The organism is Bradyrhizobium sp. USDA 4532 (assembly GCF_024171315.1).
GTDB classification, from domain to species: domain Bacteria; phylum Pseudomonadota; class Alphaproteobacteria; order Rhizobiales; family Xanthobacteraceae; genus Bradyrhizobium; species Bradyrhizobium australafricanum.
Map to the genome: position 1 here is coordinate 7,493,442 of NZ_JALJZN010000001.1, position 14,308 is coordinate 7,507,749.

At 59.1% G+C, this 14,308-nt stretch carries 12 protein-coding genes; 11 read left to right on the forward strand and 1 reads right to left on the reverse strand.

The window, feature by feature from the left end; all coding sequences use genetic code 11:
• The first annotated feature begins 510 nt into the window (after nucleotides 1-510).
• From J2R76_RS34620 to J2R76_RS34640, 5 genes are all read left to right on the forward strand, one after another.
• Nucleotides 511-1,887, forward strand: a complete 1,377-nt coding sequence (locus J2R76_RS34620; protein WP_244558772.1) for an O-antigen ligase — start codon at nucleotides 511-513, stop codon at nucleotides 1,885-1,887.
• A 44-nt stretch (nucleotides 1,888-1,931) separates the two neighbouring features.
• Nucleotides 1,932-3,893 (forward strand): hypothetical protein, encoded by a 1,962-nt coding sequence (locus tag J2R76_RS34625; protein ID WP_244558773.1) that lies wholly within the window; start codon nucleotides 1,932-1,934, stop codon nucleotides 3,891-3,893.
• Nucleotides 3,894-4,143: 250 nt separating this feature from the next.
• Nucleotides 4,144-5,127, forward strand: coding sequence for a GNAT family N-acetyltransferase (locus J2R76_RS34630; protein WP_244558774.1), 984 nt, complete (start codon nucleotides 4,144-4,146; stop codon nucleotides 5,125-5,127).
• A gap of 120 nt (nucleotides 5,128-5,247) precedes the next feature.
• Nucleotides 5,248-6,318 (forward strand): NAD(P)-dependent oxidoreductase, encoded by a 1,071-nt coding sequence (locus J2R76_RS34635; RefSeq protein WP_076826903.1) that lies wholly within the window; start codon nucleotides 5,248-5,250, stop codon nucleotides 6,316-6,318.
• A gap of 17 nt (nucleotides 6,319-6,335) precedes the next feature.
• Nucleotides 6,336-7,655: a DUF4910 domain-containing protein gene (locus tag J2R76_RS34640; RefSeq protein WP_076826905.1), complete on the forward strand. Its 1,320-nt coding sequence runs from the start codon at nucleotides 6,336-6,338 to the stop codon at nucleotides 7,653-7,655.
• A gap of 4 nt (nucleotides 7,656-7,659) precedes the next feature.
• Here the strand turns inward: J2R76_RS34640 and rfbC are convergent, their stop codons facing one another.
• A complete protein-coding gene (gene rfbC / locus J2R76_RS34645; RefSeq protein ID WP_076826907.1) occupies nucleotides 7,660-8,190 on the reverse strand; it encodes a dTDP-4-dehydrorhamnose 3,5-epimerase in 531 nt (176 codons plus the stop codon).
• Between the two features lie 208 nt (nucleotides 8,191-8,398).
• Here rfbC and J2R76_RS34650 point away from each other — a divergent pair, with 208 nt between their 5' ends.
• The 6 genes from J2R76_RS34650 (at nucleotide 8,399) to J2R76_RS34675 (ending at nucleotide 14,297) form a co-directional block, all read left to right on the forward strand.
• Nucleotides 8,399-9,688 (forward strand): class I SAM-dependent methyltransferase, encoded by a 1,290-nt coding sequence (locus J2R76_RS34650; RefSeq protein ID WP_076826909.1) that lies wholly within the window; start codon nucleotides 8,399-8,401, stop codon nucleotides 9,686-9,688.
• Nucleotides 9,685-10,479, forward strand: a complete 795-nt coding sequence (locus J2R76_RS34655) for a glucose-1-phosphate cytidylyltransferase (RefSeq protein ID WP_057017398.1) — start codon at nucleotides 9,685-9,687, stop codon at nucleotides 10,477-10,479. The genes J2R76_RS34650 and J2R76_RS34655 overlap by 4 nt, the downstream gene beginning before the upstream one ends.
• A 5-nt stretch (nucleotides 10,480-10,484) precedes the next feature.
• Complete coding sequence (locus J2R76_RS34660) at nucleotides 10,485-11,138, forward strand: PIG-L deacetylase family protein (RefSeq protein WP_253625496.1); 654 nt, start codon at nucleotides 10,485-10,487, stop codon at nucleotides 11,136-11,138.
• 68 nt (nucleotides 11,139-11,206) lie between these two features.
• Nucleotides 11,207-12,259: a hypothetical protein gene (locus tag J2R76_RS34665; RefSeq protein ID WP_253589180.1), complete on the forward strand. Its 1,053-nt coding sequence runs from the start codon at nucleotides 11,207-11,209 to the stop codon at nucleotides 12,257-12,259.
• The gene (locus J2R76_RS34670) at nucleotides 12,222-13,793 is read left to right on the forward strand and encodes a lipopolysaccharide biosynthesis protein (protein WP_253625497.1); all 1,572 of its coding nucleotides are present in this window, start codon (nucleotides 12,222-12,224) and stop codon (nucleotides 13,791-13,793) included. The genes J2R76_RS34665 and J2R76_RS34670 overlap by 38 nt, the downstream gene beginning before the upstream one ends.
• Before the next feature lie 15 nt (nucleotides 13,794-13,808).
• A complete protein-coding gene (locus J2R76_RS34675; protein ID WP_253589182.1) occupies nucleotides 13,809-14,297 on the forward strand; it encodes a hypothetical protein in 489 nt (162 codons plus the stop codon).
• Nucleotides 14,298-14,308: the final 11 nt, after the last annotated feature.

Sequence of the window (14,308 nt, forward strand, 5' to 3'; positions counted from 1 at the left end):
ATGCGCCGGCGTCACTTCGCAAGTGGTCAGGCGCAGCGTTCGTTGACTACTCTTGCCTGCACTTCTCGGCACAACATTGGACCCTGGTTAACGAAGATTATCGAACGGAGTCTTGGTAAACGCCGGTCTCTTCTTCGCGCTTGCTTGCGCGCCGCTTGCGGTCGTCGCCGTCCGGCATCGACCGCCGCACCGCCGGACACAGGCTCGGAAGAAATTTGCGCGAGTAAACATGTGCTTACGCGGCATCCAGAATTTCCCGGAATATCAATCGACCAGGCGAAACAGCCCGCCCTGTGCGCCACGCTAGGGGACAAGCGTTAACGAAGCGTTCACTATAAAAATTCAGGAAAGATTGACTTATCGTTGGTGTTCGGAGCCGTGTCTGAGTACGTGTTGGCGCCAGCGCCATTGAGAGGCTGATCGTATCGCTGCGTGGCCCCACGATCGGGCAAGGCGGGCGAGTAACGATCAGCGTGCTGCCTTGGCGACTGGAGTTGACGGGCACCGAGCATGCACGAAGCCGTATTGCGTTCTCAGCGACCAGGCTTGGCGGCCCCGTCCGATCGGGTAATCGATAGATACGCAATCATCCCGCTGCTGGCTTGTGTCTACGCCACGATTGCTTTTCCCCTGATCCTCGTGACCTGTAGTCCGACGGACTCGGCTTGTCTTTTGGAAGCTCGACCAGAGAGCAAAATCTTTTGGCCGATCCTGTCCGCAGTCGCGCTCGTCGTTGCGCTGCGCAATCGGTCGCGACTCCGCTTTCCGCCGATCCTGATCATACTGTTTGCCTATCTTGCGCTGGCGGGGGCGAGCGTTGCCTGGGCATTCAAGCCGGAGGCTTCGGGGATCAGGTTTGCGCAGCAGGCCATGATCATTGCCTCGATCGCGCTCCCGGCGATCGTTGCAACTCGATCGACCGACCTGCTGCGCGGCTTGTTCTGGTGCTTCTTTATCGCTGCCGTGCTCAACATGCTGTTCGTCATGGGCAGGCCGCCGATCGACGTGAAGTTCGCCACGTGGGGCTACCCCGGCTATTTCTCGGGCAAGAACTATCTAGGCGAATGCGCTGCCGTTGCATTCCTGCTTGCGCTCCATGAACTGCTTCATCCCGGACGGCGACGGATTCTCGGCATCGTTACCGCGCTGATGTCTGTTGCGCTGCTGCTGCTGAGCAATTCAAAGACGGCGCTTGCTCTTGCGGTGCTTGTCCCTGCGTTCGCCTGGGCCTTGCTCAAGCTTTCCAGGGCTATCCGCGTTCCGGTGTGGGTGATTGTCGTATCGATACCGATTTGCTGGATGGTTTTTTCGTTCGTCACCGGCTTCAGCATGAATCGCGTATCGTACATGCTGTACGGCGATTCGACTTTCACAGGCCGTACCATCATTTGGGATTTTGCAAATATGCAAATCGCAAAGAAGCCGCTGCTGGGCTGGGGTTATCAGTCGTTCTGGCTGGTTGGACCCGACGCGCCGAGCATCGTGGAAGCGCCGGGCTGGGTCAAGGAGATGCCCAACGCCCACAATGGGTATGAAGACACGTTGCTCGAACTTGGCTATGCGGGATTTTTCCTGCTTGTCGCGTTCATCCTTGCGACGATACACGGCATTGGTCGCCTGGCGCGTTTTGATCTTTCGCGGGCATGGATCCTGCTGTCGATCGTTCTCTACGTTGCCATTACCAACGGTCTCGAGAGCACATGGATGCGCGGCTTCGAAATGCTGTGGGTCGTGTTCGTTATAGCCGCGGTTGAAGCTGCCAGATATTGGGGGCAGGCGCGTCCCGCGGCCAGCTTGCGGATAGCCAGGCGTCCAGCAATGCGGCGCACCCACGGATCGCGGTTCAGGCCGCCGTCCACTGCCGTCAACGTCGTGAGGTCACGCTAGCAGGCGCGAAGCCGGTCGGTTCGGCGCTGCAAGTCAGAGGATGCATGTTCAACCGGAAGGTCATCGCGACGCGGCGCAACCCTGGTCACCGGACGCTGCGAACGGCCCTGCGACGGCCTTGGCAGCGCTTGGCTGCAACGATGATCTTCGTTGCATGCTCAAGCCATTCGTCCGCATTTGCTCTCGATTCGATGGAAATACTGCCTTCAGATCGCGCGACCACCTGGCAACCCGGCCTGATGGCCGAGGGTGGTATACCCTCTCGAAAAACCATCTGCGCGACGCTGTCGCCTCGTGGCGGCACACTCGATGACGCTGCGGTAATCCAGGGCGCAATCAACGCATGTCCGGTAGGGCAGGTCGTGCAACTGTCCGCGGGACGGTTTCTGATCAATGGCGGCAATTTCCTGCTGCTCAACAAGGCAATTACCCTGCGCGGCTCCGGTCCGGGCCGGACGATGCTAGAAAAGCAGGATGGCGCGAAACCTTTCAATGACGCGGTCGGTGCCCGGCCGTCTCCGCTGGTCGTGGTGGGACCGTCGCTTTTCTCCAGCACGAGCGATACGGTCAATGCCGTGCGGTCGGCGAACCTTCGGAATGATGCAATAAAGGGCGAAAGAACGGTCGAGGTCGACGACGCTGCGGGCTTTGTGCCTGGACAGATCGTACTGCTCGACGAGGCGTCGGCCGCTGATTGGCGTGTCGACCCGCAGGGGCGAGGGCAGATCTGGGCGTCGGAAGATTTCAGGGTTGTCTGGCAAAAGCACAAACCTGCAATTCAGTTTGTCGACGACTTTGCACCCGATGGGTTTCCATCGACGCCGCAAAGCGCCGGATCGTGGTTCGGAAGACCTGATCGGCCCGTCGCCGAGATCAAGGAGATCAGCACCGTCTCCGGTTCCAGGATCACCTTCACGACCCCAATTCACATCAGCTATCGGAAGGCAAACGCAGCTCAACTGTCACGGTTCGCGCAGCCGCATGTGAAGCACGCGGGCATCGAAGATCTGGCGCTCAAGGGGGGCGACGCGGGCAATCTTCGCTTCAATTGGGCTGCTTCTTCGTGGGCGAAGAATGTCGACAATTCGGTTTGGCACGGCGAAGGCTTTGCAATTCACAGCTCCTTCCGGGTCGAACTGCGCGAGTTCTACGTGCACGACGCGGCCTGGGCTCAACCCGGCGGAGGCGGATATGCCATTAGCCTTTCCGCCGGATCGTCGGAAGCTCTGATCGAGAATGGAATTGCCGTGAGGGCCAACAAGCTGGTGGTGGCGCGTTCCGCCGGGGCTGGTTCGGTGGTCGGTTACAACTACATGGACATGGGCTACATCAATACCAATGGAGCCTGGATCGAGACCGGGCTCAACGCCAGCCACATGGTGGGCGCCCATCACGTCTTGTTCGAGGGCAACTATGCTCAGAACGCCGACAGCGACGACACTCACGGCAACAGCATCTATCACACGTTTTTCCGCAACTATCTGCGCGGCGTCCGGGCAGCGTTCGACAATCAGGCTGGCGGGACGATCGATGACGTGTCGCAGCTCCGCAATGGGCCGCGTCGCGCCGCCGGTCTGATGGCGTATTCCTACTGGATGTCTTTCATAGGAAACGTGCTCGGGGTTCCCGGTCAGATGGACGGCTGGTCGTATGAAACTTGTTTTACCGACGCAAAGCCCGGCGTCTGGATGCTCGGCTGGGACGCCGTGAAGCCATATCCGACGGACGCAAAGGTTGCGACGTCCACGATTCGATATGGCAATTTTGATTACCTCACCAACAAAACGCACTGGGATTCCGGAAGCGAGGATCAGGCCTTGCCTGCTTCCATGTACCTCACAAGCCGCCCCCCGTTCTTCGATGCCGGGCGCGGATACGAGTGGCCTTGGGTGGACCCGGTCGGGATAACGAAGCTTCATGTGCTTCCGGCCAAAGCGCGCTATGACGCCGGCACGCCGTTCGTGCAACCGAATTTGGATGGATCGGCACGCAAAAGTTCGCAGTGAGCATACGCCTCGCGGGCAATGATTAAATATGTTTTGAACAGGCGCGGTATTGCGTCAATGCGTCACCTGACCGACGCCGAGCTCGGAGGCTAACTAGGCGAGCGCCCGATTTAAATGCTGCAGACGTCGTTAATTAACTACAATAGAAGCTAAGGCCTTCTGATCCGCGCGGACCTTGGGCATTTCTGCACGTTTTGGTTTAATCAGATTGCCGATTCGCTATCCGGTTAGTCTCCGGAAGAGGAATTTGATGCGCAAATCGGTCTTTCACGAGGATTGGTGGCTGGATGCGCTGGCTCCCGGTGGCTGGCGCGAAGTCACTTGTTCGCGTGGCGGGCGCGTCGTGGGTTCTCTGCGGTTCGTCACGCGTACTGAAAGCGGGATGAACATTTGTGAGATGCCTCAGATCACGCGTTTTCTCGGGCCGACGGTCACGCTGCAGTCCGGCAAGACGGAAGCGCGCATGCGGTTGGCGCATGCGGTCATCACTGACCTGCTCAAGCAGGTCGCGGATTTCGATCACGTCGAGATGACGCTCGATACCGGGTTCAGCGATGTGGCCGCGTTCCTCGCGTGCGGCTACGAGGTGCGCGCGCATCCGACTTTCATGCTGAAATGCACGATCCCCCGAGACGAGCTCTGGTCGGGATTGCGCGACAAGACGAAGAACGTGATACGACGCGCGCGGGAACGGCTCGCCATTCGCGAAGTCACGTCCCCAAAATACTTCGTGAAGTATTACCAGGCCAACCTGGAGGGCGCGAAGTCGTATTTCGACCTCTCGCGATTGGAAGCTGTCTATGCCGCCGCGAACGAGCGACAGCAATGCAAGATCCTCGCGGCGGTGGACTCGAACAACAACGTCCACGCCCAGGTCTTCTTCGTCTGGGACCACAAGTTCGTGCACTATTTCCTGTCATCGCGGGACAGGAGCATTGCGCATCCAGGCGCAGTAAGTCTGCTCCTCTGGAGTGGCATCGAGCTGGCGCACGAGCGGGGCCTTCATTTCGATTTCGATGGCGGAATCGAAAACGAGGCGCGATACAAATTCGTTGTGGCGTTCGGCGGAGAACTGGCCAATCGCTTCGACGTCAGCCGCTCCACCACACGTTACCGGCTTCACCGGCAACTACGCAGAGTTCCCCAAGCGCTGCTGCGGCGTCTCTCGCCTGGCGCCGCTACCGGCGACGTCAACGATCATGGGGTACGGCTCAACCATTTTCCGTCGTCCTGAGCGGATCGTTCCCGCAATTTCAGGCGCGCCATTAACTAAGGTTTTACAAACACGTGCATCAGCGGGCGATTTTGAAATAAGTAGGCGAGATAGAAACAGAATAAATTTGGAGGCGTTTAGATGCGCGTTCTCGTGAGCGGACATCTCGGCTACATCGGAACAGTGCTCACCCCGATGCTACGGCGTGCCGGGCACGAAGTCGTGGGCCTCGACAGCGATCTGTACTCTCGCTGCACATTTGCAGAGGGCGGGTCGATCGTGGATGTGCCGGCCCTTTGCAAGGACACGCGAGACATCGAACTTGCGGACCTGAAGGCTTTTGATGCGGTCCTGCATCTTGCCGCGCTGTCTAACGATCCGCTCGGCAATCTGAGACCTGGCCTTACCGACCAGATCAATCATGTAGCCAGCGTGCGCCTCGCGCAGCTGGCCAAGCAAGCCGGTGTGCGACGGTTCGTGTTTGCGTCCTCCTGCAGCAACTACGGCAAGGCGGGCGACGGGATGATCGACGAAACCGGAGCCCTCAACCCGGTGACTGCTTATGGCGAATCCAAGGTGCAGTCGGAGCGCGATATTGCCAGCCTCGCCGGTGACGGATTTTGCCCGGTCTACCTGCGACCCGCAACGGCTTACGGCGTATCTCCCCGGCTCCGATTCGATGTCGTGCTGAACAATCTCGTTGCCTGGGCGGTGACAACGCGGAAGATCCTCTTGAAGTCGGACGGCACGCCCTGGCGGCCCATCGTTCACATCGAGGACATCTCCCGCGCCTTTATCGCGGCGATGGAGGCTCCCGAGGCGGCGGTGTTCAATGAAGCTTTCAACGTCGGCCAGACGGCGCACAACTACCAGATCCGCGATCTCGCGAAGATCGTCGCCGATGTTGTCCCCGGTTGTCAGATCGAATTTGCCGATGGCGCCGGTCCCGACACGCGGTCCTATCGCGTGAGCTTCGAAAAGATTCGAACCAGGCTGCCGGAGTTCAAGCCGCAATGGGATGCGAAGATGGGCGCGGAGCAGCTCTATAAGGCCTACCGGGTCTCGGGCATCACGCTCGAAGAGTTCGAAGGTCCCCGGTATCAGCGCATCAGCCACGTCAACAAGTTGCTGGCGGACGGCGTGCTCGATGCGGATCTCCGCCATGTAAAGTCGAGGCAGAGCGTCGGGCAATCGGCTCTCGCCGCGAACTAATACACGCGCCGATCGATTTGACACACCAGGAGGACGGCGTGTCGGCGGCAGACGATGGCACGAGTTCAGGCGCAAAGATCTTTGCGCTTGCCCAAAAGATCTACCCGATCTGCCGCAGCATTACCGGTAACGGTGTGCGGCAGACCCTTCGGGAGATCGGTGCGCACATCTCCCTTGATGTCCACGAGGTGCCGACCGGTACACCCGTTCTCGACTGGGTCGTGCCACGTGAGTGGAACATCCGGGACGCGTACATCAAGGACCCGCGGGGCCGGAAGGTCGTAGATTTCAACGAATCGAACCTGCACGTCATGAGCTACAGCGTGCCGGTGCGCCGCACCATGTTGTTGGACGAGCTTAAGTCCCACATCTTCACATTGCCCGATCAGCCGGACCTGGTCCCCTACCGAACGTCTTACTACCAGGAAAACTGGGCTTTCTGCATGGCCCACCGACAGCTGGAGCAACTGCGGGACGATAGCTACGAGGTCGTGATCGACTCGACCCTCGCCGACGGGCATTTGACCTATGGTGAGTATTTTCACCGGGGAGAGTCAGACGACGAGGTGCTTCTGTCGGCGCATGTTTGCCATCCCTCGCTTGCCAATGACAATTGTTCCGGTCTGGCCCTGCTTGCGGAGCTCGCAAGCCGCATCTCCCAGATGCGAACGCGATACAGCTATCGGTTTCTCTTTGCGCCGGGAACGATTGGCGCGATCACCTGGCTCGCCCGCAATGAGCATCGTGTGTCTCATATCAAGCACGGCCTCGTGGTATCAATGGTCGGAGACGGCGCCGGTCCGACATACAAGAAGAGCAGGCAGGGCGATGCCGAAATCGACCGTGCAATGTTACACACGCTGCAGCATTCCAAACTGACGCCGACGATTTTGGCGTTTTCGCCCTACGGCTATGATGAGCGGCAATACTGCTCGCCCGGGTTCAACCTGCCGGTGGGATTGTTTCAGCGCAGCCGTTTCGGTGCCATCCCTCAGTATCATACCTCGGCCGACGACCTGAGCTTCATTCGGCCGGAGCACCTCGGGGAATCCTTCCGCATCATTTCCGAAGTCATCGACCTGCTCGAAGGCAACCGCAGCTACTACAACACGTCGCCGAAAGGCGAACCGCAGCTGGGCAGACGCGGACTCTATGGTGCGATCGGCGGCGACAAGGACGCCGCTGCAGCCAACATGGCGATGCTGTGGATTCTAAATCTGTCCGACGGACATCATTCTCTGCTTGATATCGCCAGGCGTGCCGACCTGCCGTTCCCGGTCATTCTGAAGACAGCAAAGGTGCTCGAGCGCCACGGGCTCCTCGCGCCTGTTCGGTAGGCGCTCACGCACCTCGAAGCGGCCAGTTCAGGTCCTTATCGGAGATCGTGCTTACGGCCAGCGGCCAGCTGATGCCGAACATCGGGTCGTCGTATCGGAGGCCGTTAGCAGCCGAAGGCTCGTAGAACTCCGAAATCAGGTAATTGACCTGAACGTTGTCGCTCAAGGTTTGAAAGCCGTGCGCGAACCCCTTGGGGATGTAGAGCTGCGAACCGTTCTCCGCTGAAAGCTCGAAGCCGCGCCATTGACGAAAGGTAGGCGAGTTCGCACGCAGATCGATGATGACGTCCCAAATCGATCCGTTCAAGCAGCGCACGAGCTTAACCTCGGCGTGCGGCTCATTCTGAAAGTGCATTCCGCGCAATGTCGCCTTGCGCGAGGAGCTCGAGATGCTGTGCTGGGGAAATCTGGTCACGAGCCCGTATGCGCGAAACTCGTCTTCGCAGAACGTGCGCGCAAAAAAGCCGCGCTCATCGTGTGCAGGCTCGATTTTGACGAGCCACGCTCCGTCAAGTCCTGTTGCTTCAAAGCGCATGGGACGTATCCACTCCCGACCGAGAGGCCAATTGTCGACGACAAGTTCTATACAATTTTACTAAAATTTTCAGCAACTGCGTGGTTTACCTTGTTGTTCGATATCGCTTCATATTGTTCGCTTTCATACGATAAAATTCAATCTATCGAGCCCGATTTAAGCGCCGGCAATCTCATATTCGGCAATCCTATATTCATGGTACGGCCCAATGAACGCTCACTCGAGATTCAAATCGATTCGGTCGAAATCCTCTCACGGTAACTGCCGTCTGTGCGGTGCGACGTTGAAATCGACGTTTGTCGACCTGGGAATGTCGCCCCTCTGCGAAAGTTTTCTCACAGCCGACCAGACCGACGCCATGGAGCCGTACTATCCGCTGCACACCGTGGTTTGCGGGGTCTGCTTCCTGGTGCAACTCCAGGAATACGTCAAACCGGAGCATATCTTCACCGAGTATGCCTACTTCTCGTCTTACTCGACGTCGTGGGTGGAACATGCGCGGCGCTACTGTGAGATGATCAAGGCCAGGCTGAGCCTTGGTGCCGAGAGCCGCGTCTACGAGATCGCGAGCAACGACGGCTACCTGTTGCAGCACTTCCTGCCGCTCGGAGTGCCGGTCACGGGAATCGAGCCGGCGGCCAACGTGGCCGAAGTAGCTAGGCAGAAAAACGTCCCGACAATGGTCGAGTTCTTCGGCCTGGAGCTTGCGCGGAAGCTGGTGTCGGATGGCAAGCGGGCCGATCTGATTATCGGCAACAACGTGCTGGCACAGGTTCCGGATCTAAACGATTTCACCGCCGGAATGGCGTGCCTGCTCGCGCCGCAAGGCGTGATTACGCTCGAATTCCCGCATCTTGAGCGGCTCATCGACGAAAATCAGTTCGATACCATCTACCACGAGCATTTCTCCTATTTCTCGTTGGTCACGATCGACCGTCTGGCGCGGCGGCATGATCTGAAGGTTTTCGATGTCGAGCAGATCCCAACGCATGGCGGCTCGCTTCGCGTCTATCTCTGCCGCGCCGACGCGATCCACGCCGTCTCGGCCGCGGTGACCGCGCTGCTGGCCCATGAGCGTCGGATCGGCCTGGAAGACATAGGTCAGTACGAGCAATTTACATCGCGTGTTCATCGCACCAAGCGCGAATTGCTGTCGTTCTTGATTGAGAGCAAGAACAAGGGGGCGCGGATCTGCGGCTATGGCGCTCCCGGCAAGGGCAACACGCTGCTTAACTACTGCGGCATCGGAACCGACTTTCTCGACTTCACCGTGGACCGCAACCCCTACAAGCACGGCCGCTATACGCCGGGAATGCACATTCCGATCCTCCCAGTCGAAGCCATTGACGAGGCTCGTCCCGACTACCTGTTCATCCTGCCCTGGAATTTGAAGAGGGAAATCGTCGCGCAAATGCGGCATGTCGCGGACTGGGGCTGCAAGTTCATCGTTCCGATTCCTAACGTCGAAATCATTGATCCGCGTGAGGTTGCGCCATGAAGGTTGTCCTTTTTTGCGGCGGTCTCGGTACGCGGATCCGCGAGTATTCGGAGAGTATACCAAAGCCGATGGTCCCGATCGGCCATCAGCCGATCCTCTGGCATGTGATGCAGTACTACAGCCAGTACAATCACAATGATTTCATCTTGTGCCTTGGCTACAAGGCGAACGTGATCAAGGATTACTTCCTGAATTATCGCGCGACTGCGAACAGCGACTGCGTGATTTCAGAGTACGGCAAAAAGGTCGAGTTGATCGGCGAACATCAGCCGGACTGGCGGGTTTCGCTGGTGGATACGGGGACATGGCGCAACATCGGGCAGCGCTTGCTGGCCGTCCGCCATCTCGTCCAGGACGAGGAGATTTTCCTTGCGAACTACAGCGACGGGCTGACCGATGCGCCGCTGCCGGACATGATCCAGAAGTTCAAGGAAAGCGGAAAGATCGGCTGCTTCGTGGCGATCCATCCACCGATCAGCTTCCACCTTGCCGAGTTTGACGCCGAGGGGTCGGTGCAGCGGATTCGCTCCAGCCAGGAGTCCGAGATCTGGATCAACGGCGGCTACTTCATCTTCCGCAACGAAATCTTCGACTACATCAAGGAGGGAGAAGAACTCGTCCAGGAACCGTTCAACCGTTTGATCGAGGGCGGTCATCTCATGGCCTATCGCTATGAGGGTTTTTGGCGCGCCATGGATACCCTGCGCGATAGACAAGTGTTGGAGGACATGGTGGAGCGCGGCGACACGCCGTGGCGGCTGAATCACTCGTCGGTCGCCAGCGCGGCATAACCGGAATGAGAGCATTGCAGCTTGCCAGGCCCGGAGACCGTCTGTCGATCCTGTGCCTTGGCGCCCATTCGGATGATATCGAAATCGGCGCGGGAGCGACGCTGCTGGATCTGATCGAGCGGGGTATCAAGCTGGACGTGCATTGGTGCGTTCTAAGCGGTGGCGCCATACGGGAGGCTGAGGCGAGAGCGTCGGCAGCTGACTTCTTGTGCGAGGCGGCATCCGCGAATGTCGAGGTGCTGTCATTTCCCGACGGATTTTTCCCGGAAAGGGGAGAAGCCATCAAGGAATGGTTTGAATCGCTGAAGCGGCGGGCCGAGCCCGACGTCATTCTGACGCATCGCAGGGATGATGCTCATCAGGACCATCGCCAGGTCTGCCGCCTGACCTGGAACACGTTTCGTGATCATCAGATTCTGGAATATGAGATCCCGAAGTGGGATGGGGACTTCGGTCAACCCAACGTTTACATGCCGGTGTCGGCGGCGGCGCTCGATCGTAAGATTGAACTCCTGCTCAAGCATTTCGGGACGCAGCGATCCAAGCAGTGGTTCGATGCGGACACCTTTCGCGGCCTCGCACGGATTCGGGGCATGGAGTGCAGGGCTACGGAACGCTTCGCCGAGGCATTTTTTGGACGAAAGTTGACACTGATCTGACGATGGTTGCGCGGATGTCACGCAGCCGGTGAATTTCTGATTGCAGGGTGTATCTCAAGGCGCACGATATGAGCACGCTATTTTCAAGCATCTTTCGCGCTGGTGACCTGGTGGAGGTCAGAAGCAAGGAGGAGATCCTCGCGACGCTGGATGCCAACGGCCGCCTGGAGGAAATGCCCTTCATGCCCGAGATGCTGAAGTATTGCGGCAAGAGGCTTCGCGTCGGCAAGCGAGCGCACAAGACCTGCGATCCCGCGCTCGGTATCGGCGGGCGCAAGATGCTGAACACGGTCCATCTCGAGAACATTCGCTGCAACGGCGCGGCTCATGACGGCTGTGAGGCGGCCTGTCTGATATTCTGGAAGGACGCCTGGTTGAAGCCGGCGGGCGAGAAAACGCCGTCGCCAGATGGCGCTGACAAGCCGTTCAGGTCAGGCGGCTGCAGCGAGGATACGCTGTGGAGCACGATCAAGCATCCGCCGAAGGTGGGCGAAACCGAGCCGACCTACGTTTGCCAGAACACACAGGTCAAATTCGCCACGCAACCCCTGAAGTGGTGGGATCCGCGTCAGTATGTCGAGGACTACACTTCGGCTAACGTTCGGTTGCAGGACCTCGTCGCCGGGTTGACGTTCTCGGTCTGGCGTACGGTCACCGAAGCGGGGCTGGGCATCGGCACCGCGATGCGCTGGATCTACGACACGTTCCAGCGCATGAGAGGTGGCGTGCCTTATCCGATCAGGCCCTTCGGTGTGCCAGAGGGTAGCAAGGCCCCGCAGTCCCGGCTTGATCTGCAGGTGGGCGACGTCGTGCGCGTCAAGCCGTACAAGGACATCCTCGAGACACTGGACTGCAATTACCGCAACCGCGGCCTGTATTTTGATCCGGAGATGGTGCCGTTCACGGAACGCGAGTACGAGGTCGAGAGGCGTCAAAAGCAGATCATCGACGAAGGTTCGTGCAAGATGGTCCGTTTCAAGACGGACGCGATCATCCTGAAGGATGTCGTGTGTGAGGCGCGCTATGCGATCTGCCGCCGCTTCTGCCCGCGCGCCATCTATCCCTATTGGCGAGAAATCTGGCTTGAGCGGGTACCTCAAAGCCAGAATCCGGCGAATTGAGCAGGAACGACGCGTGCATCGGAACGAACGTACCGATCAGTATTTTGCGGACAACAAGCCATATTCTGGCCTTGGCCGCAGGTCGCTGCACAGCGGGGTGGCGTTCATTGCTGCGCGTGGACTGAATATCTTCGTTCAATTGGCCTCGACGATCGTGCTGGCGCGACTGCTCGGACCGCACGATTTCGGGTTGGTGGCCATGATGCTGGCCCTGATCGGCTTCGCGCCCCTTTTCGTCGATCTCGGGATGAGCGAGGCCTCCGCCCAGCGGAGCAGCATCTCACGCGCCGAGGTCAGCACGTTGTTCTGGCTGAATGTTCTGATCGGCGTCGTGCTGGCTGTCGTGCTGGCTGCGTCCGGTCGGTGGATAGCGCGTGCCTTCGGCGAGCCATCGCTCGCGGGCATGGCATTGGCATTATCGGTGACCTTCCTGATGATGGCCTTGTCGACGCAACACTATGCGCTGATGCGTCGGGCAATGCAGTTTCGCCGCATCGCGATGATCGACATATCGGCGAACATCATCGGAAGCGCTGCAAGCGTTGGACTGGCGCTTTCGGGCTGGAGCTACTGGGCGCTGATCGCCAAGCCGATCATAACATCGGCCTTGACCGTCGTGGGAGCCTGGACCGCCTGTCGATGGATCCCAGGCAGGCCCAGGCTCACGCCAATGGTCAAGGAACTGCTGCGGTTCGGACTGGGAGTCACCGGCTTCACCATGACGGATTACTTCGCTCGTTCGGCGGACAGAATCGCGATGGGGTATTTCCTCGGGGCGGGGCCGCTTGGCTATTTTCAGAACGCCTTCACGATCTACAACAACCTGCTGTCGATTCTCAGTGAGCCGCTGCATAACATCGCGGTTTCGGGACTGAGCAAGCTCCAGCACAGTGCGGCCGAATTGAAACGCTCTTGGGAAGGCGCGCTTTCATTGCTTTGCTACTTTTCGGGGCCTGCCTTCGCGGCCCTGGCCGTGAGTGCTCATGACATCGTGATCGTGCTTCTCGGAGAAAAATGGTCTCCCGCGGGCTCCTTGCTCTGCATCCTGGCCATTCGCGGCATTGCAGACTGCATCGAGCGAACTCTCGGTTGGGTGCATGTCGCGGTCGGGCGTCCCGATCGGTGGATGCGATGGGGCGTCTTCAGTGCAATCTGCCAATTGGTTGCGCTTGCAGCCGGACTGCCGTTCGGCGTGGTCGGAGTGACGATCGCCTACACGGTCACCATGTTTGTGCTGTTCGTTCCTGCGCTCGTCTATGCCGGCAGGCCTGTCGGGATCACAATCGGGGACGTCCTGCGCGCGACAGCGCCGCAGACCATTGCTGCGCTGGTCGCGGTAGCGATCGCCTTCTCGATACAGGGCGCATTCCTGCAGGAATTGCCGCGGTTGCTGCGAATTCCCGTCGCGAGCGTGATCTGTGTGACGGCCTACCTGGCCGTCGTGGTCGGGGTCTTCAGGGTCACGCGGCCACTGCAACTCGCGTGGTCCTTGCTACGCGACTTCGGCATTGTACGACTGCAAGTCAACTCCTGATCCTGGATCACGCCCATGACCTCCGTTGAGCGCTTCCTGATTAACTTGGACACGTGGCCCGCCGGGGCATTCCTGAGGATCGGCCTCGGCCTTTGCATTCTGCCGGTGTTCCGACTGCTGTCCGGCGGCGACGATCGTATCGTGGTCGCGTTGACGATGTTTCTTGCCTTGCTGCTCACGCTTCGCCTTGTGCCGGCCGTGTGCCGACGTGTCCTTCCGTTTTCGCGCGAAGCGAAAGATCTGTGGTTCAAGCGTCGCAATCTTGGCAAGAGGTACGACTCCTACCAGTGGCAAAAGCTCTTCTGGATGGGTCTGGGCATGCTGCCCTACGCACTGATCTCTGGTGGATTGGGGCGCGGTGAAATCGTGCTGCTTGCGATCTGTACGATCGGCGGCGGAGCAGGGTTGCTGCTTTGGCGCAAGACCGGCCAGCTCAGCGTCGGTGTTGCCACTGCGAAAGCGACAAAGTTGCCGCCGGCCGCGGTCGCGTCGACGCCGCCCTAGGACCGGGCCGC